Origin of the sequence: Bradyrhizobium sp. AC87j1, assembly GCF_002936975.1 — a bacterium.
Classification (GTDB): Bacteria; Pseudomonadota; Alphaproteobacteria; order Rhizobiales; family Xanthobacteraceae; genus Bradyrhizobium; species Bradyrhizobium shewense.
Window position 1 is genome coordinate 21,845 of record NZ_PTFE01000026.1, and the last position, 24,213, is coordinate 46,057.

Here is a 24,213-nt window from a genome sequence, read left to right on the forward strand (position 1 = left end):
GAACTTCGAACTTGCCGCCGGTTTCTGGAACTGGCCGCTGGTTCGCATTTGATCGGTGCCGACATGGATCGATTGAAGCTCTCGCTGAGGAGGGCGCTACTCGTGGCGCCATTCGTGCTCTGGGGCGGAGACGCTCTCGGGCGGGACGACGGCCGCTATGCGGACTCACCCCTGAAGCCATGGTTCGACAGCCTGCGCAGCCACCTTGGTCCGTGCTGCTCGGATGCGGATGGTTTTGCCGTCGCCGATCCCGACTGGGAGTCGCATAACGGGCATTATCGCGTGCGTCTCGACGGCGAGTGGATCGAGGTGCCGGACGAAGCCGTCATCACCGAGCCGAACCGGGCCGGCCGCACCATGGTGTGGCCGGTGAAGACCGCGTTCGGCGTTTCGATCCGCTGTTTCATGCCGGGCAGCATGATCTGACACGGGCCAACGTCAGCGCTTGCTGGATTTGCGCTTCGACGATTTCTTGGTCGTCCTCTTCTTGGACGTCGTCTTGGACGTCTTCTTGGAGGTCTTCTTGGCAGCCTTCTTCGGGACTTTCTTGCCCTTCTTGCGTGCCTTCGACAGTCCGATCGCGATCGCCTGCTTGCGACTCTTCACGCGTCCGCCACGGCCTTTACGACCGCTCTTTGCCGTGCCCTTCTTGTAGCGACGCATCTCGCTTTCGACATCGCTGCCGGAGCTGCGCGAGTAGCGGCGCTTCTTTGCCTTGCGTGCCATGCATGTTCTCCCTTGGCCGGGGAGAACCATTCGACACGGGCATGGTTCCGAAGGACGCGGACAGCGTACCAGGCGCAGCCTAGAAGGAATTCGCCAGCTCGATCTCCGCTTCCAGCACCTGAATGCGCCGTGCGGCCTCGGTGAAGGACAGATCGCGCGCATATTGCGCGGGCTGATACGCTTCTTCACTCAGCCGTTTCAACCTCTGCCCCTGCGTCCGTGTCATCTGCTCGGCGAGGAAAACCCTGGCGTCGTATTTGCCTTGAACCAGCATGTCGCTTCTCCGTCCTGAAATCGTGACTTGACTATATGTTCTTATTTTGTTCTAACAAGCCATGGACAACAGAATTAATGAAATTCGGCGTAAAATCAGCGCCTTGAGGGTTGAGATGGCCGGCGTCGAGGCCTCCGTGCGCGATCTCATCAACGGCGACCGCGATTGCGTCCAGCAGGCCCTGGCGCAGATGGATTTGCGCCGGAAGGTCAATTTGCTGATCGGCGAATGGAAGGCTGCCGGCGGCCGCGATGTCCTGCCTGACGTTCGCGACCGGGTGCGCCTTCGTCTCGTGAAGACAGCCGGCAATCCCGAGCGCGCGAGCACGCGGCGCTGAAACCTTTTGGGGGCCGCCGTGGAGGAAGACCCGGACACTTACCGGATCTTGAGGTTGCGCGCCGAGATTCTCGAATTGGGCTCTGCCATCCGGCAATTGCAGCGTGCGGGGCTCGACGATGCTGCGGCCCAACTTCTGATCGGACGCAAGCGGGCGCAGCTCGAGCAACTCGTGAAGACGAATGCTGCGCTCAACTCTGAAACGCGTCGCCCGTAACGAGCTGACGCGGGCGCTCGACGATGTGGCGCTCGATTGCCGATCCCGCATCAAGAAACAAGAAAAAAGCCCCGCGTCGCCGCGGGGCTTTTGATGTCATGTCGGCCTGAGCTCACTTGGTATTGCTCATGCCCTTGCTGCTCTTGTTTGTCATGGTGCCGCCCTGGTCCGAGCCGGGACCGGAGCCGCCCTGGCCGGAAGGATCCGCGCCCTTCGAGGCCTTGGTGTTGGCGCCCGTGGTCTGCGAGGACGACATCGATGATCCGTGTTTGGCCTTTTGCGACTTGGCCTGTGCGGCGAGCGGCGCGGCGGCGAGGCCGGTGGCCAGCATTGCGGTGAGAACGAGCTTTGCCGTTGTCATGCGGGGAACTCCCTGAGTTAAATTGACGCAGGCAGCCAACCGCCATTTGCCGAAGGAGTTCCCGACAAACGCATCTGCCGCGCCGCACGCACGCATCAAGATTGCTTGTCCTCTGCAAGGATGAACACGACGCCGGTGAGTGTCGCGCCGATCGCGAACGTCGTCACCAATGTGAGGGCGAAGACGATTGCGGCCTGGCTTCCGCCGTGATCGAGCAGCCTGGCGACGGCGGGATTGGACAGGATCAGCGTGAGGCTGAAGGCGAGGCCGAGAGCTGCGCCCATCATCGCATGCGTCATCAGCTTGATGAGGCCGGTGGGAGAGATCAGGTCCGACGACTTTTTTGCGCGCATGGGAACTGCATCCCGAACTGACATGCAAACGCGGACGATATTCACCGGTTCCAAACGCATGAAGGAATTGTCATCACCGGCTTCATCCGGCGTTCATGCCGGGCCTGCGAGGATAAGCGTCGGCAAAACGGGAACATTCGATATGGGTAAGGTAGTCTTTCTTTACCGCTCGCTGGCCTATCGCAACGCGGCTGCGGACATGCTGCGCAAGGCCCGCAAACTGCCGCGCGGTGCGGAGCGAAGCGCGGCCCGCCGCTACGCGAGGGCGCTACGCGATCTCGCCCAGACCGAAGCCTGGCTCGAAGGACGCCTCGCCGAGGAAGCGCGGCCGCCGCGGCAAACCAGGATGGCGGCGTCGGGCTAAAGCATGATCCGGAAAAGTGCGCAGCGGTTTTCCGAAGAGATCATGCTCAAACAGCAAACCAAAGCGCGATGACGATTCATCCTGATCGCATCGCGCTTTAGCCCGAAACGCGTTGCAATTCGGCTGAGCTGGGGGCGTCGAATTTTCCGGGGGCGGTCGTCGCCGTCTTGCGTGTCAGCGGCACCTTGAGGCGGCACAACAGTCCTTCGGCTCGCCAATCGAATTGCGCCTGTCCACCGAGCTGGGACTCGACGCTCGCAAGCAGGCTCCGCGTGCCGAAGCCGCGCGATTTCGGCGTCATGACGAGCGGACCGCCGGATTCCTCCCAGCTCAACGTCAGCAGCTGGTCCTCGACCTGCCAGCCGATCGTGAGCCGTCCCGACCTGGTCGAGAGTGCGCCATACTTTGCAGAGTTGGTGAAGAGCTCGTGCAACGCGAGCGCCAGCGTCTGGGCCGTCGCCGGCAGCAACTGGACCTCCGGACCCGCCAATACGATCTGTCCGCCGAGCGAATAGGGCGCAAGCTCCTCGTCGATCAGCTTGGAGAGCTCCGCGCCCTGCCAGCTCGACAGCGACAGGATCGTGTGCACGCGCGCCAGCGCATTGATGCGCCCCTCGACGGCGTTGACATAGGCCTTGACCTCGTCGGCGCGGGTGAGGCGGACGATCGACTGCGCCAGCGCCAGCGCATTCTTGGCGCGATGATCGACTTCCCGCGCCAGCAAATTCTGCCGTTCCTCGGCTCGCTTGCGTTCGGTGATGTCCACGGTGACACCGCTCACGCGCACGACGCGACTGCTATCGTCGACCGTCGCGGCCGCCGTACCGACGCACCAGCGCACCTCGCCGTCGGGCCGCACAATGCGGAACTCGGTCTCATAGGCCCGCGTGCCCTTGTTGAATTCGGCAATCGCCTTGCGCAACTGATCGACGTCGTCGGGATGCAACAGCGCCTGAACGTTGGGCGGATTGACCTCGAAGCTCTCCGGGCCGACGCCAAAGATGCGATATTGCCCCTCGTCCCACATCCAGTCGCCGCTGATCCAGTCCCAATCCCAGGAGCCCATCTTGCCGGCGGCGATGGCCATGCTGCGCCGCTGCTCGCTTTCGCGCAGCTTCGCGGTGGAGTTCTCCAGTTCCGCCGTGCGCGCGCGGACGCGATCCTCGAGCTCCTGGTTCAGCCGTTCCAGCTCGCGGGTCTTGCGGTAGAGCTCGGCAAACACCTTGATCTTGGCGCGCAGCACCTCCGGCACGACCGGGACCGGCACGTAGTCGACCGCGCCCATCTCGTAGCCACGCAGCCGGTCGATGTCGCTGACCTGGATGGCGGAGATGAAGATCATCGCGGTCTTCTGGAAGCGCGGATGCTCGCGGATCATCGCGGCGAGCTCGAAGCCGTCGAGCTCGGGCATGCAGACGTCGACCAGGATCACCGCGATCTCGGTTTTGAGCAGCACCTCCAGCGCCTCGCGTCCGGACGAAGCAATCACGAGATTCTCGCCCAGTTCCTTCAGGATCACCTCATAGGCGAGCAGCTTGGCCGGCTGGTCGTCGACGAGCAGGATGTTGACCTTTTCGTGGTCCATTCGCGGGCCCAACTCAGCGGTGCAGCCACATGCGGATCGCAAGCAGCAATTGATCGGTGTTGACGGGTTTGGCGAGGTAATCGGACGCGCCGGCTTCGAGGCATTTTTCCCGGTCACCCTTCATCGCCTTGGCGGTCAGCGCGATGATCGGAAGGCGGGCGAAGGCCGGGTTTTCGCGAATGACGCCGATGGTCTGGTAGCCATCCATCTGCGGCATCATGATGTCCATCAGAACGATGGCGATCTCCGGATTGGATTCGACCAGGGTGACGGCTTCACGGCCGGTCGTGGCGGTCAGCACCTTCATGCCGCGCCGTTCCAGCACGCTCGACAGCGCGAAGATGTTGCGGGCGTCGTCGTCGACGAGAAGCGCAGTCTTGCCGATCAAATCCTCGTCGGAACTGTTCAGCTTCTCCAGCATGCGCTGCTTCTCGACCGGAAGCTCCGTGATCACGCGGTGCAGGAACAGCGCGGTCTCGTCGAGCAGACGCTCCGGCGATTCCACGCCCTTGACCACGATGCTGCGCGCCATGGTGTGGAGTTCCGCATCCTCCTCCGCTGAAAGCTCGCGGCCGGTGAAGACCACGACCGGGACGTTGGACAGCGCCTCGTCGTTGCGGATCTGGTCCAGCACCTCGAAGCCGCTCATGTCGGGCAGCCTGAGGTCGAGCACCACGCAGTCGCAGGGCGCCTCGCGCAGCGTCGAGAGCGCGCCGGCGCCGGTGTCGGTCGTCACGATCTCGATGTCGTCGTGGTGCAGCAGCTCGCGGATCGAAAGCTGTTCGGCCTCGTTGTCCTCGACGATCAGGAGGCGCTTGCGCCTGGGACGCGCATATTCCTTGATCTGCGTCAGCGCGGCCGAGACGCCCTCGGTCGTCGTCGGCTTGTTGACGAAGGAGAACGCGCCACGGGCCAGCGCATGCTGGCGGTCCTCGTCGAGCGTGATGATTTGCACGGGGATGTGGCGGGTCAGCGGATTGTGCTTGAGCTGGCTCAGCACGGTCCAGCCGAGCATGTCGGGCAGGAACACGTCGAGCGAGACTGCTCTCGGCTGGTACTGCTTGGCAAGCTCCAGCGCCTCGGCACCGCGGGCGGCGACCAGAACCTTGAATCCCTTGTCGCGCGCGAGATCGACCAGCACACGCGCGTAATGCGGGTCGTCCTCGACGATCAGGAGGATGCTGTCGCCAGGCTCGAGGTTGAGCCGGTCGTCGGGAAGCTGCTCGATGACGCGCTGCTGCTCCGGCGCGGCCGGCTGCAGCGCCGGCGGCTGGTTGTATTGCTGCGGCGCGGGTGCGGCGCGGGGTGCGAGCGTCGGGCCGGAATATTTGAGCGGCAGATACAGCGTGAACGAGGAGCCTTTGCCGGGCGAGCTGCGCAGATGAATTTCGCCGCCGAGCAGGCTTGCCAGTTCGCGGCTGATCGCAAGCCCAAGGCCGGTGCCGCCATATTTCCGGCTGGTGCCGGCATCGGCCTGCTGGAACGCCTCGAAGATCAGCTTCTGCTTCTCCACGGGAATGCCGATGCCGGTGTCGGACACTTCGAACGCGATCACGGCCGGCGCGGAGTTCAGCACCGGGTGATCCGTTCCCCAGCCGCCGACCGCGGCGGTGATATTCAAGCGCACCTCGCCTTCGGCGGTGAACTTGAAGGCGTTGGAGAGCAGGTTCTTCAGCACCTGTTGCAGGCGTTTGGAGTCGGTGACGATGCTGCGTGGGAGGGCCGGATCGACGTCGATCTTGAATGACAGATTGCGGTTGTCCGCCTCGTGTCGGAACGGCCGTCCGACGGTCTCCAGCAGGTTCGCGGTCAGGATTTCCTCGGCGTCGACCGTCACCGTGCCGGATTCGATCTTGGACAGATCCAGAATGTCGCTGATGAGATTGAGCAGATCGGTGCCGGCGCCGTGGATCGTGCGGGCAAATTCGACCTGCTTGGCCGAGAGGTTGCCGTCCGGATTGTCGGTGAGCTGCTGTCCGAGGATCAGGATCGAGTTCAGCGGCGTGCGCAGCTCGTGGCTCATATTGGCGAGGAATTCGGACTTGTACTTCGAGGTCAGCGCGAGCTCGGTGGCCTTTTCCTCCAGGGCGCGGCGGGCCTGCTCGATCTCCTGATTCTTGCGCTCGACCTCGACGTTGCGCTCGGCGAGCTGCTGTGCCTTCTGTTCGAGCTGGTCGTTGGTCTGCTGCAATTCGCGCTGCTGGGTCTGCAGCTCGCCGGCGAGCTGCTGCGACTGCTTGAGCAGGCCTTCGGTCTGCATCGTCGCTTCGATCGAATTGAGAACGATGCCGATGGAGTCGGTGAGCTGCTCCAGGAAGGTCATCTGCGATGTCGTGAAGGAGACGAGCGAGGCAAGCTCGATCACGGCCTTGACCTGGCCTTCGAACAGCACCGGCAGCACGACGAGGTTCTTCGGCGCGACGCGGAACAGCGCCGAGTTGATCGGCACCGCGTCGGATGGAATGTCGGCGACCACGCGCGGCCGCTTGTCGAGCGCGCACTGGCCGATCAGGCCGTCGCCGAACTGCAGCACGCGCTGATACGGGTAGATGCCGTCACTGGCATAAGAGGCCAGCAGCAGGAGCTGCGGATTGTCCTCGCTCTCGACCTGGTAGATCACGCCGGTATGGGCGTTCACCAGCGGCGACAGCTCGGTGAGCAGCAGCCGGCCCACCGTGGTGAGGTCGCGCTGGCCTTGCAGCATGTTGGTGAATTTGGCGAGGTTGGTCTTCAGCCAGTCCTGCTCGGTGTTCACGTCCGTCGTGAGACGGAGATTCGTGATCATCGTGTTGATGTTGTCTTTCAGCTCGGCGAGCTCGCCGCGGGCGTCGACCTGGATCGACCGCGTCAGATCGCCTTTGGTCACGGCGGTCGCGACTTCCGCGATCGCGCGCACCTGCGAGGTGAGGTTGGCCGCGAGCAGGTTGACGTTACCAGTGAGGTCCTTCCAGGTGCCGGCGGCGCGGGGCACGTCGGCCTGGCCGCCGAGCCGGCCTTCGACGCCGACCTCGCGCGCCACCGACGTCACCTGGTCGGCGAAGGTCGCAAGCGTCTCGGTCATGTTGTTGATGGTATCGGCGAGAGCGGCGACTTCGCCCTTGGATTTCACAGTGAGGTTCTGCTTGAGGTCGCCGTTGGCGACCGCGGTCACAACCTTGACGATGCCGCGGACCTGCTCGGTCAGGTTCGCCGCCATGAAGTTGACGGTGTCGGTGAGATCCTTCCAGGTGCCGGCGACGCCGGGCACCTGGGCCTGGCCGCCGAGCTCGCCCTCGGTGCCGACCTCGCGCGCCACGCGCGTCACTTCGCCGGCGAAGGCGTTGAGCTGGTCCACCATGGTGTTGATGGTGTTCTTCAGCTCGAGGATTTCGCCCTTCACGTCCACGGTGATCTTGCGGGACAAGTCACCGCGCGCAACGGCGGTGGTGACTTCGGCGATGTTACGCACTTGCGTGGTCAGGTTCGCCGCCAGCAGGTTGACGTTGTCGGTGAGGTCCTTCCACGTGCCGCCGACGCCGGGCACGACGGCCTGACCGCCGAGCCGGCCTTCGGTGCCGACCTCGCGCGCGACGCGCGTCACTTCCGCGGCGAAGGAGCGCAGCTGCTCGACCATGGTGTTCAAGGTGTCCTTGAGCAGCAGGATCTCGCCGCGCACGTCCACCGTGATCTTCTTCGACAGGTCGCCGCCGGCGATCGCGGTCGCGACCTCCGCGATGTTGCGGACCTGGGCCGTCAGGTTCGAGGCCATGAAGTTGACGTTGTCGGTGAGGTCCTTCCAGGTGCCGGCGACGCCGGGCACTTCGGCCTGGCCGCCGAGCTTGCCTTCGGTGCCGACCTCGCGCGCCACGCGCGTGACTTCGCCGGCGAAACCGTTGAGCTGGTCCACCATGGTGTTGATGGTGTTCTTGAGCTCGAGGATTTCGCCCTTCACGTCGACGGTGATCTTGCGCGACAGGTCGCCGCGCGCGACGGCAGTGGTCACTTCGGCGATGTTGCGGACCTGGGCGGTGAGGTTGCCCGCCATCGAGTTCACGCTGTCGGTGAGATCCTTCCAGGTGCCGGCGACGCCCGGCACGTTGGCCTGTCCGCCGAGGCGGCCTTCGGTACCGACCTCGCGCGCCACGCGCGTCACCTCGCCCGCGAAGCGGTTGAGCTGGTCGACCATCGTGTTCAGCGTGTCCTTGAGCTGTAGGATCTCGCCGCGCACGTCCACGGTGATCTTGCGCGACAGGTCGCCGCCGGCGATCGCGGTCGCGACCTCGGCGATGTTGCGGACCTGGGCGGTGAGGTTGCCCGCCATCGAGTTCACGGAGTCGGTCAAGTCCTTCCAGGTGCCGGCGACGCCGGGCACGCCGGCCTGACCGCCGAGCTTGCCGTCGGTGCCGACCTCGCGCGCGACGCGCGTGACTTCGCCGGCGAAGGCATTGAGCTGGTCGACCATGGTGTTGAGCGTTTCCTTCAGCTGAAGGATTTCGCCCGACACGTTCACCGTGATCTTCTTCGACAAATCGCCCTTGGCGACCGCGGTCGCGACCTCGGCGATGTTGCGGACCTGGCCGGTCAGGTTCGAGGCCATCGAGTTGACGCTGTCGGTGAGGTCCTTCCAGGTGCCGCCGACGCCGCGCACGACGGCCTGGCCGCCGAGCTTGCCTTCGGTGCCGACCTCGCGGGCGACGCGCGTGACCTCGCCGGCGAAGGCGTTGAGCTGGTCCACCATGGTGTTGATGGTGTCCTTCAGCTCCAGGATCTCGCCGCGCACGTCCACGGTGATCTTCTTCGACAAGTCGCCGCCGGCGACCGCGGTGGTCACCTCGGCGATGTTGCGGACCTGGGCGGTCAGGTTCGAGGCCATCGAGTTGACGCTTTCGGTGAGGTCCTTCCAGGTGCCGGCGACGCCGAGCACGTTGGCCTGGCCGCCGAGCCGGCCCTCGGTGCCGACCTCGCGCGCGACGCGCGTCACTTCGCCGGCAAAGGCGTTGAGCTGGTCGACCATGGTGTTGAGCGTCTCCTTCAGCTGAAGGATTTCGCCCGAGACGTTCACCGTGATCTTCTTCGAGAGGTCGCCGCTCGCGATGGCGGTGGCGACGTCGGCGATGTTGCGGACCTGCGCGGTCAGGTTCGAGGCCATGAAGTTGACGTTGTCGGTGAGGTCCTTCCAGGTGCCGGCGACGCCGGGCACCTGCGCCTGGCCGCCGAGCTTGCCTTCGGTGCCGACCTCGCGCGCCACGCGTGTCACTTCCGAGGCGAACGAATTGAGCTGGTCCACCATGGTGTTGATGGTGTCCTTCAGCTCCAGGATCTCGCCGCGCACGTCCACGGTGATCTTGCGCGACAGGTCGCCGCGCGCCACGGCGGTGGTGACGTTGGCGATGTTGCGGACCTGCGCGGTCAGGTTGCCGCACATCGCGTTGACGGAGTCGGTCAGGTCCTTCCAGGTGCCGGCGACGCCGGGCACGATCGCCTGGCCGCCGAGCTTGCCGTCGGTGCCGACCTCGCGCGCGACGCGCGTCACTTCGGAGGCGAAGGAGCGGAGTTGGTCCACCATCGTGTTGATGGCTTCCTTGAGCTGAAGGATCTCGCCGCGGACGTCGACCGTGATTTTCTTGGAGAGGTCGCCGTTGGCGACCGCGATCGTCACCTCGGCGATGTTGCGAACCTGGTTGGTCAGGTTGTTCGCCATCGAGTTGACGCTCTCGGTGAGGTCCTTCCAGACGCCGGTCACTTCCGGCACCTGGGCCTGGCCGCCGAGCTTGCCTTCGGTGCCGACCTCGCGCGCCACGCGCGTCACCTCGGAGGTGAACACGCCGAGCTGCTTGATCATGGTGTTGACGATGGTCGCCGACTGCAGGAATTCGCCCCGGAGCGGACGGCCATCGACGTCGAGCTTGACGGTCTGAAGCAGGTCGCCTTGCGCCACCGCGGCGACCGCACGCGTCACCTCGCGGGTCGGCCACAACAGATCGTCGATCAGCGTGTTGACGGAGCCTTCCATGTCGGCCCAGGAGCCCGAGGCGAGGCCGAATTTCACGCGCTGGCGGGTCTTGCCCTCGCGGCCGACCACCTGGCCGACCAGCTCGAGCTGCTGCGCCATACGCTGGTTGGCGGCGATGATTTCATTAAAAGTGTCGGCGATCTTGCCGTCGATGCCGAGATAGTCGCCGCTCATGCGGACGGAGAAATCGCCGCTGCGCATGGCCTGCAGGGCGAGCAGCAATTCGGCCCGGGAATCCGGATCCGATACACCGTTGGGTTTTGGCTTTGGGACGCGACGACCGGACCTTGATGCAGATCCGGGATCGAGGTCGCTCATACTGATTCCCCCGCAGGTGTCGGCCGAATCCAAGGCCCGACGCGATTGGTCAAAATAGAGCGTCAGCCAAATTCGAAATCAAGCGCCAACGTTGCAGCGCCAGCAAATGGAACCTGCTTTGCTCAGCCCGGCCGATATAACCACGATCCGCCGAATTAGTTCCATGCGAATCGGAAAAAGAGATGGGGACCGCGGTCCCGCGGCCCGTTCGTCCGTCACCGCCATCCTTCGGAACGAGCGCCAGGCCGCGCGGTTAGCCCGCAACGACAGGGAGAACGGATATGAAAGCAGGACTTGCCGCGATCGTCGTCATGCTGTTTGCCGGGTCAGCCTTGGCGCAGGGCGGAGCGCCCAGCGGCCGCGGGGCGGTGACCGGCGATCCCGCCGCGAGCTCCGCCAGCCCCAAGGCGGATACACCGACCACGGGGGCGGCGACCCGGTCGAACCCGAGCGGCAGCGGCACCTCATCTTCGGGCGGCAAGGACGACAATGGCGATGCGGGCCGGGACCGGATGCCGGAGAGCGACCGCACCGTGCGACCGCAGAGCCAGCAACATAAATAGAAGGGGGCTACTTGTCCGCCATGGTACGCCCGGCGTCCTTGACTTGCGCCCGCAGCATCGGGAGCTGCTCGCGCGCAAACGTTGCGAGCGCCGCATTGTCGGGCGCCTTCAGATAGCGTTCGAGCAGCTCGATGGCCGATTCATATTCGGGAATCTGCGAGGCATAGAAGCTTCGGACGTAAGTCGGTCCGTCCGATGTTTCAGGCTCGACCAAGCCCGCGCTAACCGACATCGTCTTGTCGACGCGCGGCTCCGCGCCGATCGCCTCCTGGATCTGCTTCAGCGCCTTGTCGCGCTTGGCAGCTTCCTCGGCACGCAAGGCGGCGAGGTTCTTGACCTCGGCGTTGCCCTTCAGATCGGTGCTCTCCAGGAGGCCTTGCTGGAAGCGGCTGAAATTATAGAGGCCGCTGATGACGTCGGTTGCGCTCGGAGGGCGGTCGCCAGACTTTCGTTCACCGGTGCTGTCGGCAAGCGCTGCGGTGCTGATGAATGCCAGGACGATCGCGACGGGAACTCGCATCGATATCAAACAGCCAATGGCGGGCGATGTTCCCTGAACATTACGATCCGGCAAGCGGGTTGCGACGCGAGAGTTCCGTCCCCACGTCTTCAAGATGAAACAGTCTGATATCTTCAGGGATAATGCCGACAACTGTCTTCAGCTCGCTGAGCGCGCCGAGGGACAACCCGCGCACAAGCGCTTTTCGCGCATGGCGGACGCCTGGACGGCGCTCGCTCACGAGCAGGACTGGCTCGATGGCGAAATTCCGCCCGTCGTGGTCCGTTTCCCTCAAAAGCGGGATGCGTGAGGGCTCTTCTTTTCGTGAATCCGCGTGTGAGACCGCTCACGGAAACCAAGTGACCAATCCAGGATGATCAGGGAATAGTCGATCGCGTTGGTTTTCGCTTCCAGAAGGAGGTTTGGTAATGGCTCCACGTCTGGCTCTTCTTTCACTCATTCTCGCCTTTGGTGTGTCGGTCGCGTTCGCGACGGTGACGACGGTGCGTCAGGTTCATCTGGAGAACGCATCGGCTGCGGTCCACGCGGCGCACAGCTAGCGCTGCGCCGGAACATTCGACGCCGCAGTGCGTAAGCGCTTCGACACATCAGAGAGAGGCGAAGCACATCATGGCCCATTCCGACCACGGCATCGTCAAGGACAAACGGGCGGAGGAACAGCCGCGCGACAAGCAGCGCGCGCAGTCCGTGCACAAGACGGATCCGCAAAAGACGGGTTCGAAAGGCTCACCGTCGCGGGAGGCGACGCGCGATCCCAAGCTGAACGACAACAGCAAGACCCCGGGCTCAGGCATGACGCCGGACGATTCCGGCGACGCGCCGAGCGGCTAGAGCACGATCCGGAAAAGTGCGCGGCGGTTTTCCGAAAAGATCATGCTTGAACAACCTAAAGCGCGATGACGATTCATCCTCATCGCATCGTGATTTAGACGCAACGGATTAGCGCGAGGAACAAATCTTCGCGCGACGCGTCGACAGGTTGCTTCCGGTTGTCATGCCCCCGGTGCGCCGGAAGCAATCTCCAAGGACGGCCCTGGCACCCACCGTGCCGGGGTCGTTCGCTTATGGACGGTTCTTTGCGGGTCAGCCCCCGGTGCCGTTCTCGGGATCTTCCTGCGTATGTCCCTCCGGCCCGCGGCCGAACACGCCGAAGCTGCTCGACTTCACACCCGCGGCTGCGTCGACGCCGACGGCGGCCAGTCCGAACTTGAGCAGTTCGCGGACCGCTGCCGCCCGCGTCGGCATGCGATGCTTGAACCGGAAATCGTCAACGGCGGCCAACTCTTCCGGCGAGAGCATGACCTGAAGGCGCTCGGCGCGAAGGTCGTTCATGGTCGATCACGCAAATTGAGTAGGTTGAGTAGATTACTCAACAAACCAACTTGGCGGGAGTTCCACAAGAGTCGAAAAAGACGCCAAATGAGTATGAAAATATAGCAAAATCAATGAGTTATTATTGAACGACTTTCGCGATGGCGCATTCTCTTGGAAAGGGAGAGAAGCCATGACTGACGAAGTCAGGTTGCCCCGTAAGCTTTCCGAAGAGCCGGAAGCCCCCAAGCCGGTGCGTCCGAGCCACCAGAAGGTCATCGAGCAAGTCGAGCGCTGGGCCAACAGCCCGGGTCTGCAGCCACCGAGGACGGAAGATGCGAAGACGATCTGAGCCACATACATTCGAGCAGCGTCTCAGGGCGCAGAAGCTGCGGCTCGAGCACGAATTGTCGGACCTGCCGGACGGCCGCCAGCGTGACGTTGTTCTCGCGCGCATCGATCAGCTTCAGACGGCCGCCGAGATGTATGGTTTTCTGAAGCTACGGGAAGAGGCCGCGGCCCCTCGCTGATGGCCCGATGCGCTCGGTCTGCGTGGTGCGCGAGGTGATGCGAAGCTTCCGCCGCAGCCACCACCCCGACACCGACACGGCCGCCCATACCAGGATGGCGGCGATGAACGCCCCAATCACGGTTGTCGAAACCACGACGTAAAAGACTGCAGCGAATGCCGCCAGGCCGATGCTTCCCAGGCCGGCACCGGCGGCATCGAGGGCTGCGGCCTGCTGCCCGCGTCTGTCTCCGCTGAGGCCGGCCGTTTCCTTGGCGCGGCGCTCATGGCTTTCGATCAGCGTTGCGCTGGCGCAGAGGATGGCGGGGAGCGCGAGGAAGAGGCCGCCGACGGAGACGCCGAAACCTGTGGTCACGGCCCCCGCGAGGACCGTCGCCAGTCCGCCGAGCAGAAAGCGGACACCATACTCGTACCACCGCGTCTGTTTGAGCGCCGATGTAGACAGTTTCACCAGCATCAGGCAGCACCTCCGAAACCCGCGAGCAGAGCGAAGGCGACGACGAGCCATGCGGCAAAAGCGAGGATGGTGGCTGGCAGTGCGGAGAAGTGAAACCTCATCAGGAGATGGCAGACGACAATGCTGTAGCAGCCGAGTGCGATGGCACCATAGATCATCGTCCAGCTTTCGGCGGCGACATATTGCGGGCCGTGCTGGACGACGGCGATGCTGAGGGTGGCCAGCGCGACCGACGGCGCCGCGCCGAGCAGGCCGGCAAAGCTCTTCGGTCGCAGCATGTCGCCCAGGATCGCGAAGGCAGAGACGATCAGGCCGCCGGCGATGAAGCGCAGGAGATATTCGGTCATGGCCGTATCCGTGAGGCTTTAGGCTGCCGCTTCGCCAGCGTGAACGGCCTGAACAGTCGCTCGACGGCGACGCCAAGCGTAAAGCCCGCCACCACATCGCTGGCCCAATGCGCAAGCACCACGACGCGCGTCAACGACAGCGCCACGGCAAGGACGCGGACCGCCCGACGACGGGCAGGCGGCAACAGGCCGGCCGCCGAGGCGAGAGCGCCCATATGCACGGCGTGACCGGAGGGAAATGCGTCGCGGGATCGCCCCGAGAAGGGGACGCCGCGCCAATGGCCGGTGACCGTCAGCCGGTCCGGCCTGGTCTGATCGAACACGGACTTCAGAACATGCGGCAGTATGGCTGTCGCCAGCGAGACCATCAGAACGTGATCTGCAACGGGACGCTGCTGCGGCTGCCGCAGCCGGGTGTAGAGCCATCCCGCAGCGGCCAGCGCGATGAGCACATGCTCGTCGGCACCCCAGGTCAATGTCTGGGCGGCATGCTCGAGCCCCGAGTTGGTGTTGTGTGCGATCTCGTTCGCGATCGCCGTGTCGATCCGGGTGGGTTTGACTGTTACGAGCGCCATCGGTCAGCAGGCGAGATGTTCTCAATGACAAATTTGTAAAGCCGGGAAACAAGGAAGGTTCCTGAGCTCGGCCGCGTGCCATCAGGCCCGCGGCGCTGCGACTATGGCTGCCCGGATCCGCCGGCAGCGCCATAGACCTGGCCGGTCGCATAGCTGGCGTCGGCGGCGGCAAGCTGCACGTAGATCGAGGCGAGCTCGACCGGCTGGCCCGGGCGGCCGAGCGGCGTCATGGCGCCGAATTTTTCGAGCTTCTCCATCGTGGCGCCGCCGGAGACCTGGAGCGGCGTCCAGATCGGCCCCGGCGCCACGCCATTGACGCGGATGCCCTTCGACGCCAGCTGCTTGGCCAGCGCCTTCACATAGTTCATCGTCGCCGCCTTGGTCTGCGCATAATCGTAGAGATCGGGCGAGGGATCGTAAGCCTGCTCGGAGGTCGTGCCGATGATGCAGGATCCGGGCTTGAGATGCGGCAGCGCCGCCTTGATGATCCAGAACGGCGCGTAGATGTTGGTCTTCATGGTCGCGTCGAAGTCCTCCGAGGAGATGTCGAGGATGGAGGCGCGCGCCTGCTGCCGGGCGGCATTGTTGACGATGATGTCGAGACCGCCAAGGCCTTGCACGGTCCGCTCGACCAGCCGTTTGCAGAAGGCTTCCTCCTGGAGATCGCCGGGGATCGCCAGCCCGGTACGTCCTTCCTTCTTGATCAGCGCGATCACCTCCTGCGCATCAGGCTCTTCCGCCGCCAGATAATTGATGGCGACGTCGGCGCCTTCACGCGCATACGCAATGGCGGCGGCGCGGCCCATGCCGGAATCGCCGCCGGTGATCAGCGCCTTGCGGCCGGCGAGCCGACCGGAGCCCTTGTAACTGGTCTCGCCATGGTCCGGCCGCGGCTCCATCTTGCCGGCGAGGCCCGGCCAGGGCTGCGACTGCTTTTTGAACGGCGGCTTCGGAAAGCGGCCGACGGGATCGATCAGCGGCTGCTCGGCCATGTGCGAATCTCCTTTCGCGGTCGAAGACGCCAGCGTAGCCGCGGCGAGCGTCGTGCTCGCGGCGCGAGCGACGTGCCGGCTGGATATTGAGGTCTTGTCCTGCTGGGCCATGATGCTCTCCGCGATGTTTGTGATCGGAGACAGGCATCATTGCCAGGACGCAGAGGACGCCGGCCAAGCCGGCGCCCTCGTTCAACGTTTACTTCGCCTGGCCGACGCTCGGCGCCTTGCCGAGCTCCTTGGCCATGTCGAGATGGTGCTTGAGCGCCGGCAGCGTCTTGCCGGCCCAATCCTTCAGCGCGGAATTGTCGCCGCCCTTGGCGTAGCGCTCGAACAGCGACACGGCATCCTCATGGGCGCTCACCTGATAGGAATTGTAGTCCGAGCTGAAGTCTTTGCCGTTCGCGCTCTTGAGCTTGTCGAGCTTGCTCTGGTGCGAGCTGTCGAGCGCCGTCGGAAGGGTCGCCTGCACCTTGCCGTCACCGACGAGGCCCTTGAGCTCGGTGCTGGTCTTGGTGTGGTCGGTCACCATCTGTTGCGCGAAGCTCTTCTCCTGCGCGTTGCCCTTTTGCGTGGCAAGCTTGCTCGACTCGATCTCGAACATGTCGCTGATGGCGACCTGCTTGACGAAGTCGGCAGTCGTTGGCGCGACGCCGAGCGCCGAATTGACACCGGTCTTCTCGCCAAGAGATTGGGCGAGCGCTGGCCCTGCGACAAGCACGCAGGCAAGGGCGATGATGGTACGTTTCATGGTTCGGTCCCTCCGAGTGGGGCGCGCGGCCTCTTGCCGCGCGGTGTTGCGCCGATCAACACGTCGCATGCACCGAGGTTCCTAACGACTAATCCGTCGGATTCCGCCCGGTGCGCGGATTGATCGGATCGGTCGGTTTGCGTCGAAGCCGCTCCGGCAGAAACGGCTCGGCGGGGGCAGCCGTGGCGTCGGCACGCACATCGGCATGGTGCTGCGCGCGCTCGTGCGGAGTCTTGTTGTCGTTGAAATGGTATTTCACGTCGACGCCGTCGACGGGATCGTTGACGCCGTGCTGGATGTCGCGAAAGTCGCTCATGGTTGACCTCATTGCTTTCCGGGCAGGATCGTTTCGAGCACCTGCCGCGCTGCTCCCTTGATCATCCCGCTTTCGTTCGGATCGCCCTTCAAGAGGGCGAGCGAAAAGTTCTTGGCCTGCTGAAGCGTGATATGCGGCGGCAGCGGCGGCACTTCGGGATCGGTCTTCACCTCCAGCACGACGGGCATCTCGCTTCCCAGCGCCTGCTCCCAGGCCGAGCCGAGCAGCTGTGGGCTGTCGACGAAGATGCCACGCAGGCCGATGAGCTCGGCGAAGCGGGAATAGGAGACGTCGGGAATGCGCTGCGAGGCTTCGAATTTGGGATCGCCGTTGATGATGCGCTGCTCCCAGGTCACCTGGTTGAGGTCCTCGTTGTTGAAGACGCAGACAATGAAACGCGGGTCGCGCCAGGAGCGCCAGTATTTCGCGGCGGTGATCAATTCGGCCATGTTGTTCATCTGCATCGCGCCGTCGCCGACCAGCGCGATCACCGGACGGTCCGGATGGGCGTATTTGGCGGCGAGCGCATAGGGTACCGCGGCGCCCATCGAGGCGAGGCCGCCGGAGAGCGAGGCCGTCATGCCGCGGCGCATCTTCAGGTCGCGGGCGAACCAATTGGCGCAGGAGCCGGAATCGCTGGTGATGATCGCACGGTCGGGCAGGCGCGGGGACAATTCCCAGGCGACGAGCTGCGGATTGACGGGCGCTGCCGGCTGATGTGCCCGGTCATCCAGCGTTTTCCACCATGCCGCGACGTCGTCTTCGATACCCTGGCGCCAGGCGCGGTCGCTCTTGGGCTTGAGCCGCGGCAACAGTGCGCGCAGCGTCTCGGCGGCGTCGCCCACGAGGCCGACCTCCATGGGAAAGCGGATCGACATCATGCCGGCGTCGATGTCGATCTGCACGCCGCGCGCTGCGCCTTCCTTCGGCAGGAACTCGGCATAGGGGAAGGCGGAGCCGACCATCAGCAGCGTGTCGCATTCCATCATCATGTTGTAGCTGGGCTCGGTGCCGAGCAGGCCGATCGAGCCGGTGACCCACGGCATGTCGTCCGGCAGCGCTGCCTTGCCGAGCAGCGCCTTGGCGCAACCGGCCGAGAGCCGGTCAGCGACGGCGATCACCTCGTCGGTGGCGCCAAGTGCGCCGGCGCCGACGAGCATCGCGACCTTCTTGCCGGCATTCAGCACTTCCGCGGCGCGATCGAGATCGGCCTCACGCGGCATGATGCTGGGCGCGCTGTAACCAATGCCGGAATGCAGCGTGCCGTGTGCACGTGGCGGGCCCTCGAAAGCTTCTTCCTGCAGGTCGTTGGGCAGGATGATCACGGTCGGGGTCCGCCGCGCCAGCGCGATCCGCACGGCTCGGTCGATCAAGTGTCGCACTTGCGCAGGCGAGGATGCCTGCATGACGTAGGCACCGGCGACGTCCTTGAACATCGAGAGAAGGTCGATCTCCTGCTGATAGTGCCCGCCGAGGGCGTTGCGGGCCTGCTGGCCGACAATCGCCAGCACCGGCTGGTGATCCAGCAGCGCGTCGTAGAGCCCGGTGATGAGATGCGAGGCACCTGGGCCCGAGGTCGCGATGCAGACGCCGAGCTGCCCTGAGAATTTTGCGTAGGCGCTGGCCATGAATGCCGCCATCTCCTCGTGCCGCGCCTGCACGAAGCCGATCTCTTCTTCCTTGCCTTGGGCCCGGTTCATCGCGCCGAACACGCCGTTGATGCCGTCGCCGGGATAGCCAAAGATGTGGCGCACGCCCCATTGATGCAGACGCTGGACGATGAAGTCGGAGACGGTCTGGGACATCGCGCGTGGCTCTCGGTTGTGCGTGAAGTTCAGAGAACGGCTCCTTCCCTGCGATGTTCCTGGTCCGCTTCCGGGAACATCGGCGCCGGAACGATCGCTTGCTCATCCGGTTGATTCACATTGGCTGAGTGGAGGATTGAGATGCTGAATCAAGGCGAGCTGGGCCGCAGCGAGATGGGACGGCTGATCGGCAGCGACAAGGTCGAGGGAACGTCGGTCTACGGCGCCGACCGCAACCGGATCGGTTCGATCGAACGCGTGATGATCGACAAGGTCAGCGGCAGGGTGTCCTACGCCGTGCTTGGCTTCGGCGGATTCCTGGGCCTCGGCAACGACCACTACCCGTTGCCCTGGCAGTCGCTGAAATACGACACGGAGCTTGGCGGGTATGTCACCGGCATCACCACCAAGGAACTGGAAGGGGCGCCGAAATATGGCGAACGGAGCGATTGGAACTGGGGTGATGACGCCGCGGTGCGCGGCATCAACTCCTATTACGGTGTTCCCTTCGCTTGACGTTCACGGAAAGGGAGATCGATGAGCAAGGAACGGCCTAACGACGATCCCCGGCAGCAGAACGACTGGGGTTCGCACCGGCAGACGGACAAGCCCTGGAAGGGCAATCCGGAGAAGGAGCAGGGATCGGACGAGGAGAAGCCCGATCTCGAGAAATGGCACGGGACGAAGACGCACTGAGACAGGCGGGCTTCCCGTGAGACGTCAGAGACGAGCGCGGCACCCATTGTGCCGCGCTTCTTTTTGAGCAGGCGTTCACGAATGGGCGCGGGGCTCTCGCAATGCGGAACCATGCTTCGGCGTTGCGGTTAGGCTCGCGGCGGGCGAGGCGGCTCGTTGCCACCTGCCGCCGGTTGAGTCCCGAGAAAGGTGTTGGCCGTGGATGCTCAAACCCGGGAGCGTGGGCCGTCCGCGGAGCAGCCGCAGAGGGCGAAGGAAGCTCCAAAAACGCCTCCTGATCATACGAGCGAGACCAGTCAGCCGGCGAAGGCGCCGTCGCTGCGAGACCGGCTTCGTCAGCATTGGCTGCTGGCAACCGCCGGCGCCTTCGTGCTGATCGCCGCACTCGTTGGCGGTCTGCTCTATTGGCTGCAGGTGCGCCACTATGAATCCACCGACGATGCTTTCGTCGCCGCGCGTAGCTTTTCGGTGGCCTCGAAGGTCGGCGGCTACGTGACCGACATCCCGGTGACGGACAACCAGCACGTCAGTGCGGGCGATCTCCTCGCCAGGATCGACGAGCGCGACTACCGTATCGCCATCGATCAGGCCAATGCGCAGGTCGCCAGTGCCAGGGCGAACATCGCCAATGTCGAGGCGCAGATCGATTCGCAGCAGGAGCAGATCAAGCAGGCCCAGGCACAGCTCGAACAGGCGCAGGCTCAGCTGCAGTTCGCGCAAGAGGAGTTCAAGCGCGCCGAGGATCTCGTCGAGAAGGGTGCCGGCACCGTGCAGCGCCAGCAGCAGACCCGTTCCGACCTTCAGGCGCAGCAGGCCAACACCGAGCGCGCCAAGACCGCGGTGACCTCGGCGCAACTCGGCATCAAGACGCTGCAAGCCCAGCTCGAAGGCGCCAAGGCGCAGCTTGAGCAGTCGCAGGCGCAGCTCGATCAAGCCAAGCTGAATTTGCAGTACACCAACGTCGTCGCGGCGCAATCGGGCCGTGTCGTCAAGCTCTCGGGCGCCAAGGGCACCTTCGTCACGGCGGGACAGAGCCTGATGATGTTCGTCCCCGACGAGGTCTGGATCGTCGCCAACTACAAGGAGACGCAGCTGGGCGACATGCGTCCGGGCCAGCCGGTCGAGATCCGCATCGATGCCTATCCCGGCCGCAAGCTCACGGGCCATGTCGATTCCGTGCAGCCGGGCTCCGGCACCGCGTTCAGCCTGCTGCCGGCGGAGAACGCGACCGGCAACTACGTCAAGGTGGTGCAGCGCGTGCCGGTGAAGATCGTGGTCGACAACTGGCCGGCCAATCTGCCCGTCGGTCCCGGCATGTCGGTCGTGCCCTGGACCAGGGTGCGATGACGGACGCTGCGCGAGGCGGCGCATCCGCAGGCGGCTGGTCGCCGGAGCGCTCTGCGGCCGGCGGACACAATCCCTATTTGATCGCCTTCGTGGTTTCGATCGCGACCTTCATGGAGGTGCTCGACACCACCATCGCCAATGTCGCGCTACGCCACATCGCCGGCGGGCTCGCGGTCGGCATCGACGAGAGCACCTACGTCATCACCAGCTATCTCGTCGCCAACGCGATCGTGCTGTCGATCTCGGGCTGGCTGTCGACGGTGATCGGCCGCAAGCGCTTCTATATGATATGCGTGGCGATCTTCTCGATCGCATCACTGCTGTGCGGTTTCGCCTGGAATCTGCAGTCGCTGGTGCTGTTCCGCATCCTGCAGGGGCTGGGCGGCGGCGGCATGGCCACCAGCGAGCAGGCGATCCTTGCCGACTCCTTTCCGCCGCACAAGCGCGGCCAGGCTTTCGCCATCTACGGCGTCGCCGTCGTGGTCGCGCCGGTGATCGGTCCGACGCTCGGCGGCTGGATCACCGATACCTACAGCTGGCACTGGGTGTTCCTGATCAACGTGCCGATGGGGCTGCTCTCGCTGTTCCTGGTCGGTACGCTCGTCAAGGAGCCGTCGGGCGCGGAGGAGGAGAGGGAGAAGCTGCTGAGCAAGGGCCTGCGCGTCGACTATGTCGGCTTCCTGCTGGTCGCAATCGGGCTCGGCTCGCTCGAATTCGTCCTCGACGAGGGCCAGCGCAACGACTGGTTCGGCTCAAACATGATCATCATCTTCGCGGTGCTGGCCGCCGTCTCGCTGGTCGCGCTGATCCCGTGGGAGCTGACGCGGGAAGATCCCATCCTCGATCTTCGCTTGCTCGGCCGGCGCCAGTTTGCCGCCTGCTTCCTGGTCATGCTCGGTACGGGCGCGGTGCTGATCTCGACCACCCAGCTGCTGCCGCAACTGCTCCAGACCGAGCTGAACTACACGGCAATGCTGGCCGGCCTCGCGCTGTCGCCCGGCGGCATCGCGACCCTGGTGCTCATGCCGGTGGTCGGCCGTCTCGTCAGCACGGTACAGCCGAAATATCTGATCATGTTCGGCGCTGCCATCGTCGCGTTTTCGATGTGGCATCTCACCGGGCTCACCGGCGACATCACCTATGGTTACGCGGCGCTGTCGCGCATCTTCCTCGCGCTTGGCCTGCCCTTCCTGTTCCTGCCGGTGACGACCGCGTCCTACGATGGCGTGCCGCCTGATAAGACCAACCAGGCTTCTGCGCTGATCAACGTCGCCCGCAACATCGGCGGATCCATGGGCGTCGCGCTGGCGCAGACGGTTCTGGCGCAGCGCCAGCAATTCCACCAGAGCCGCCTGATCGAGCACGCCGCGCCGTCAGACCTCGGCTATCAGCAGACCATCGACGCGATGACGCGCTACTTCCAGGCCCAGGGCTCGAACGCGAGCGATGCCGCGTCACAGGCGCTCGCCTGGGTCGGCCGCACCTTGCAGCAGCAGGTCGATTTGCTCGCCTATATCGACGTGTTCTGGACGCTGGCGATCATTGCGGTGCTGATGATCCCGACGGCGGCCGTGCTGCGGCCGATCAAGCTGGGCGCGCCGGCGCGGGGACATTGACCGACGCGGGTCGTCAGGCGAAGGCCGGACCATGCCAAGCGTGGCGGGACGTTCGAGATCGGAGAGAAATGGTGACCGCGGCGCAAAAGTCCGGCTAGACTGAACCCAACCTGAGCAAATTCCGGGAGGCGAATTAAGTGAAGACCGCGATCACCGAGCTGTTCGGCATCGAGCACCCCATCATCCAGGGCGGCATGCATTTCGTCGGCTTTGCCGAGCTGGCCGCCGCCGTGTCGAATGCCGGCGGGCTCGGCATCATCACCGGCCTCACGCAGAAGACGCCGGAATTGCTGGCGAAGGAGATCGCGCGCTGCCGCGACAAGACCGACAAGCCGTTCGGCGTGAACCTCACCTTCCTGCCGACCTTCGCGGCGCCGCCTTACCCGGAATACATCGCGGCCATCGTCGAGGGCGGCATCAAGGCGGTGGAGACGGCGGGCCGCAGCCCCGAACAATACATGCCGGCGCTGAAGGCGGCGGGCATCAAGGTCATCCACAAATGCACCTCGGTGCGTCACTCACTCAAGGCCGAGCGGATCGGCTGCGATGCCGTCAGCGTCGACGGCTTCGAGTGCGGCGGTCATCCCGGCGAGGACGACATTCCCAACATGATCCTGCTGCCTCGCGCGGCGGAGGAACTGAAGATCCCGTTCGTCGCCTCCGGCGGCATGGCGGACGGGCGCAGCCTCGTCGCGGCATTGTCGCTGGGTGCCGCCGGCATGAACATGGGCACGCGCTTCATCGCCACCAAGGAAGCGCCCGTGCATCAGAACGTGAAGAATGCGCTGGTCGCCGCGACCGAGCTCGACACCCGCCTGATCATGCGCAGCCTGCGCAACACCGAGCGCGTGCTGAAGAACGCCAATGTCGATCGCCTCATCGAGATCGAGCGCGAGAAGGGCGACAAGCTGAAGATCGACGACATTCACGATCAGGTCGCGGGCGTCTATCCCAGGATCATGCTGGAGGGACAGATGGACGCTGGCGCCTGGAGCTGCGGCATGGTCGCCGGCCTGATCCACGACATCCCCTCCTGCAAGGAACTCGTCGATCGCATCATGAGCGAGGCGGAACAGATCATCCGCAGCCGTTTGATGGGGTTCCTGGATGGGACGGGGGCGACGCGAAAGGTCGCCTGACACCGTCAACTTCTTAACCACGGCGGCACTTGGCCGCTGGAATTGCGCGCGACGCCTCCTAAATAGAGGTAAATTACCTCTTTCAGAATCAATTTCAGGAGGCGTCCGTGGTCCTGAAAAGTGTTCCTTTTGCAGTTGCTGTTGCCCTCGTGATCGCATGGGGCGGCTTCGCGCGCGCTGACGACTACAAGCCAGACGAATATCTCGGCCTCGACCTTTCGAAGGCCGTTCTGTCGCCGAAACGACTCGGGCCCGAAACGCAATTCGCGCCGGTCGCCCTCGAAGCGCGCGGCGGCAATGACGCGCACGCGCGCGCCGAGCCGGTCGACGTGCCGAAGAAGGTCGCGGCCGAGCGCGTGCACGTGGCCCAGCCGAAGGTCGCGCACGCCAAGCCCGTGCAGCCGCGCGGTGCAGCCCGCGCCAAGCTCGCGCACCGCCGCGGCAATCCGCTGGATGCACAGGCGAGAGATACCCGCATCCAGACCTGGCCGTGCCGTTCCGGCGGCATCTGCAACTGGCAGCGCTAGACGCTTGTTTCGCCTCTCCCCGCATGCGGGGAGAGGCCGGAATTTGCGCGGAGCGCAGATTCCGGGTGAGGGGGACTCTCCGCGAGTCCAGCTCTCACCATCTTCGCGGAGACAGCCCCTCACCCCAGCCCTCTCAACGCAAGCGAAGTTTGTCGCGGCCCCGTAAGAACGGGGCGAGGGAGCAGACTGTCGCCTC

General features: G+C 64.5%; 31 protein-coding genes. 16 read left to right on the forward strand and 15 right to left on the reverse strand.

Annotated elements, in window-relative coordinates; genetic code table 11:
- The first annotated feature begins 63 nt into the window (after window positions 1–63).
- Window positions 64–426, forward strand: coding sequence for a hypothetical protein (locus CV770_RS15860; protein ID WP_092262621.1), 363 nt, complete (start codon window positions 64–66; stop codon window positions 424–426).
- 12 nt (window positions 427–438) lie between these two features.
- Here the strand turns inward: CV770_RS15860 and CV770_RS15865 are convergent, their stop codons facing one another.
- Together CV770_RS15865 and CV770_RS15870 are read right to left on the reverse strand one after the other, a co-directional pair.
- Window positions 439–726 (reverse strand): DUF6496 domain-containing protein, encoded by a 288-nt coding sequence (locus CV770_RS15865; RefSeq protein ID WP_091964784.1) that lies wholly within the window; start codon window positions 724–726, stop codon window positions 439–441.
- 79 nt (window positions 727–805) lie between these two features.
- Entirely contained in the window at window positions 806–1,000 is a 195-nt protein-coding gene (locus CV770_RS15870) for a DUF3072 domain-containing protein (protein ID WP_091964783.1), read from the reverse strand.
- 115 nt (window positions 1,001–1,115) lie between these two features.
- Between CV770_RS15870 and CV770_RS15875 the strand changes: the two genes are divergently transcribed.
- Both CV770_RS15875 and CV770_RS15880 read left to right on the forward strand, forming a co-directional pair.
- Window positions 1,116–1,337, forward strand: coding sequence for a hypothetical protein (locus CV770_RS15875; protein ID WP_104462970.1), 222 nt, complete (start codon window positions 1,116–1,118; stop codon window positions 1,335–1,337).
- A gap of 18 nt (window positions 1,338–1,355) precedes the next feature.
- On the forward strand, window positions 1,356–1,553 hold the full coding sequence (locus CV770_RS15880) for a hypothetical protein (protein WP_104463008.1): 198 nt from the start codon (window positions 1,356–1,358) through the stop codon (window positions 1,551–1,553).
- Between the two features lie 112 nt (window positions 1,554–1,665).
- On the opposite strand, the gene CV770_RS15885 is transcribed toward CV770_RS15880, so the two are convergent.
- Together CV770_RS15885 and CV770_RS15890 are read right to left on the reverse strand one after the other, a co-directional pair.
- Window positions 1,666–1,914 carry a hypothetical protein gene (locus CV770_RS15885; protein WP_104462971.1) on the reverse strand — a complete coding sequence of 83 codons (249 nt, stop codon included), beginning with the start codon at window positions 1,912–1,914 and terminating at the stop codon, window positions 1,666–1,668.
- A 95-nt stretch (window positions 1,915–2,009) separates the two neighbouring features.
- Entirely contained in the window at window positions 2,010–2,267 is a 258-nt protein-coding gene (locus CV770_RS15890) for a hypothetical protein (protein WP_091964781.1), read from the reverse strand.
- 142 nt (window positions 2,268–2,409) lie between these two features.
- Here CV770_RS15890 and CV770_RS15895 point away from each other — a divergent pair, with 142 nt between their 5' ends.
- Window positions 2,410–2,631, forward strand: a complete 222-nt coding sequence (locus tag CV770_RS15895; protein WP_028144049.1) for a hypothetical protein — start codon at window positions 2,410–2,412, stop codon at window positions 2,629–2,631.
- A 97-nt stretch (window positions 2,632–2,728) separates the two neighbouring features.
- Here CV770_RS15895 and CV770_RS15900 read toward each other — a convergent pair whose 3' ends face one another.
- Together CV770_RS15900 and CV770_RS15905 are read right to left on the reverse strand one after the other, a co-directional pair.
- Entirely contained in the window at window positions 2,729–4,216 is a 1,488-nt protein-coding gene (locus tag CV770_RS15900; RefSeq protein ID WP_104462972.1) for an HWE histidine kinase domain-containing protein, read from the reverse strand.
- A gap of 13 nt (window positions 4,217–4,229) precedes the next feature.
- The gene (locus CV770_RS15905) at window positions 4,230–10,526 is read right to left on the reverse strand and encodes a HAMP domain-containing protein (protein WP_104462973.1); all 6,297 of its coding nucleotides are present in this window, start codon (window positions 10,524–10,526) and stop codon (window positions 4,230–4,232) included.
- 281 nt (window positions 10,527–10,807) lie between these two features.
- On the opposite strand from CV770_RS15905, the gene CV770_RS15910 reads away from it, so the two are divergent.
- Window positions 10,808–11,089, forward strand: coding sequence for a hypothetical protein (locus CV770_RS15910; protein ID WP_091964777.1), 282 nt, complete (start codon window positions 10,808–10,810; stop codon window positions 11,087–11,089).
- A 7-nt stretch (window positions 11,090–11,096) separates the two neighbouring features.
- Here the strand turns inward: CV770_RS15910 and CV770_RS15915 are convergent, their stop codons facing one another.
- Entirely contained in the window at window positions 11,097–11,609 is a 513-nt protein-coding gene (locus CV770_RS15915; RefSeq protein WP_104462974.1) for a DUF4142 domain-containing protein, read from the reverse strand.
- A gap of 94 nt (window positions 11,610–11,703) precedes the next feature.
- Here CV770_RS15915 and CV770_RS15920 point away from each other — a divergent pair, with 94 nt between their 5' ends.
- From CV770_RS15920 to CV770_RS15925, 3 genes are all read left to right on the forward strand, one after another.
- Window positions 11,704–11,898, forward strand: a complete 195-nt coding sequence (locus CV770_RS15920) for a hypothetical protein (protein WP_018321739.1) — start codon at window positions 11,704–11,706, stop codon at window positions 11,896–11,898.
- A gap of 118 nt (window positions 11,899–12,016) precedes the next feature.
- Window positions 12,017–12,148 carry a hypothetical protein gene (locus tag CV770_RS43875; protein WP_257787559.1) on the forward strand — a complete coding sequence of 44 codons (132 nt, stop codon included), beginning with the start codon at window positions 12,017–12,019 and terminating at the stop codon, window positions 12,146–12,148.
- A 70-nt stretch (window positions 12,149–12,218) separates the two neighbouring features.
- Entirely contained in the window at window positions 12,219–12,440 is a 222-nt protein-coding gene (locus tag CV770_RS15925; protein ID WP_028144043.1) for a hypothetical protein, read from the forward strand.
- A gap of 252 nt (window positions 12,441–12,692) precedes the next feature.
- On the opposite strand, the gene CV770_RS15930 is transcribed toward CV770_RS15925, so the two are convergent.
- Window positions 12,693–12,941 carry a hypothetical protein gene (locus CV770_RS15930; RefSeq protein ID WP_091964774.1) on the reverse strand — a complete coding sequence of 83 codons (249 nt, stop codon included), beginning with the start codon at window positions 12,939–12,941 and terminating at the stop codon, window positions 12,693–12,695.
- A 172-nt stretch (window positions 12,942–13,113) separates the two neighbouring features.
- Between CV770_RS15930 and CV770_RS42600 the strand changes: the two genes are divergently transcribed.
- The gene (locus CV770_RS42600) at window positions 13,114–13,272 is read left to right on the forward strand and encodes a hypothetical protein (protein ID WP_018321736.1); all 159 of its coding nucleotides are present in this window, start codon (window positions 13,114–13,116) and stop codon (window positions 13,270–13,272) included.
- On the forward strand, window positions 13,256–13,450 hold the full coding sequence (locus CV770_RS15935) for a hypothetical protein (protein ID WP_104462975.1): 195 nt from the start codon (window positions 13,256–13,258) through the stop codon (window positions 13,448–13,450). The genes CV770_RS42600 and CV770_RS15935 overlap by 17 nt, the downstream gene beginning before the upstream one ends.
- Here CV770_RS15935 and CV770_RS15940 read toward each other — a convergent pair.
- From CV770_RS15940 to CV770_RS15970, 7 genes are all read right to left on the reverse strand, one after another.
- Window positions 13,421–13,906: a hypothetical protein gene (locus CV770_RS15940; protein ID WP_104462976.1), complete on the reverse strand. Its 486-nt coding sequence runs from the start codon at window positions 13,904–13,906 to the stop codon at window positions 13,421–13,423. The genes CV770_RS15935 and CV770_RS15940 overlap by 30 nt on opposite strands.
- Entirely contained in the window at window positions 13,906–14,253 is a 348-nt protein-coding gene (locus CV770_RS15945) for a DUF3147 family protein (protein ID WP_091964771.1), read from the reverse strand. The genes CV770_RS15940 and CV770_RS15945 overlap by 1 nt, the downstream gene beginning before the upstream one ends.
- A complete protein-coding gene (locus tag CV770_RS15950; RefSeq protein WP_104462977.1) occupies window positions 14,250–14,828 on the reverse strand; it encodes a phosphatase PAP2 family protein in 579 nt (192 codons plus the stop codon). Before CV770_RS15950 ends, CV770_RS15945 begins: the two co-directional genes overlap by 4 nt.
- A gap of 101 nt (window positions 14,829–14,929) precedes the next feature.
- Window positions 14,930–15,820 (reverse strand): SDR family oxidoreductase, encoded by an 891-nt coding sequence (locus tag CV770_RS15955; protein ID WP_201759878.1) that lies wholly within the window; start codon window positions 15,818–15,820, stop codon window positions 14,930–14,932.
- Between the two features lie 199 nt (window positions 15,821–16,019).
- Window positions 16,020–16,571 carry a DUF4142 domain-containing protein gene (locus CV770_RS15960; RefSeq protein WP_091964768.1) on the reverse strand — a complete coding sequence of 184 codons (552 nt, stop codon included), beginning with the start codon at window positions 16,569–16,571 and terminating at the stop codon, window positions 16,020–16,022.
- Between the two features lie 88 nt (window positions 16,572–16,659).
- A complete protein-coding gene (locus CV770_RS15965; RefSeq protein ID WP_018321730.1) occupies window positions 16,660–16,887 on the reverse strand; it encodes a hypothetical protein in 228 nt (75 codons plus the stop codon).
- An 8-nt stretch (window positions 16,888–16,895) separates the two neighbouring features.
- Window positions 16,896–18,692, reverse strand: coding sequence for a thiamine pyrophosphate-requiring protein (locus CV770_RS15970; RefSeq protein ID WP_104462979.1), 1,797 nt, complete (start codon window positions 18,690–18,692; stop codon window positions 16,896–16,898).
- 141 nt (window positions 18,693–18,833) lie between these two features.
- On the opposite strand from CV770_RS15970, the gene CV770_RS15975 reads away from it, so the two are divergent.
- From CV770_RS15975 to CV770_RS15995, 6 genes are all read left to right on the forward strand, one after another.
- Window positions 18,834–19,208, forward strand: coding sequence for a PRC-barrel domain-containing protein (locus CV770_RS15975; RefSeq protein ID WP_028144036.1), 375 nt, complete (start codon window positions 18,834–18,836; stop codon window positions 19,206–19,208).
- Window positions 19,209–19,229: 21 nt separating this feature from the next.
- Window positions 19,230–19,388 carry a hypothetical protein gene (locus tag CV770_RS42605; protein WP_201759875.1) on the forward strand — a complete coding sequence of 53 codons (159 nt, stop codon included), beginning with the start codon at window positions 19,230–19,232 and terminating at the stop codon, window positions 19,386–19,388.
- Window positions 19,389–19,586: 198 nt separating this feature from the next.
- Window positions 19,587–20,735 (forward strand): HlyD family secretion protein, encoded by a 1,149-nt coding sequence (locus CV770_RS15980; protein WP_104463010.1) that lies wholly within the window; start codon window positions 19,587–19,589, stop codon window positions 20,733–20,735.
- Window positions 20,732–22,351 carry a DHA2 family efflux MFS transporter permease subunit gene (locus tag CV770_RS15985; protein ID WP_104462980.1) on the forward strand — a complete coding sequence of 540 codons (1,620 nt, stop codon included), beginning with the start codon at window positions 20,732–20,734 and terminating at the stop codon, window positions 22,349–22,351. Before CV770_RS15980 ends, CV770_RS15985 begins: the two co-directional genes overlap by 4 nt.
- 137 nt (window positions 22,352–22,488) lie before the next feature.
- Complete coding sequence (locus tag CV770_RS15990; protein WP_104462981.1) at window positions 22,489–23,490, forward strand: NAD(P)H-dependent flavin oxidoreductase; 1,002 nt, start codon at window positions 22,489–22,491, stop codon at window positions 23,488–23,490.
- 107 nt (window positions 23,491–23,597) lie between these two features.
- Window positions 23,598–24,017 carry a hypothetical protein gene (locus tag CV770_RS15995; protein WP_104462982.1) on the forward strand — a complete coding sequence of 140 codons (420 nt, stop codon included), beginning with the start codon at window positions 23,598–23,600 and terminating at the stop codon, window positions 24,015–24,017.
- Window positions 24,018–24,213 lie beyond the last annotated feature (196 nt).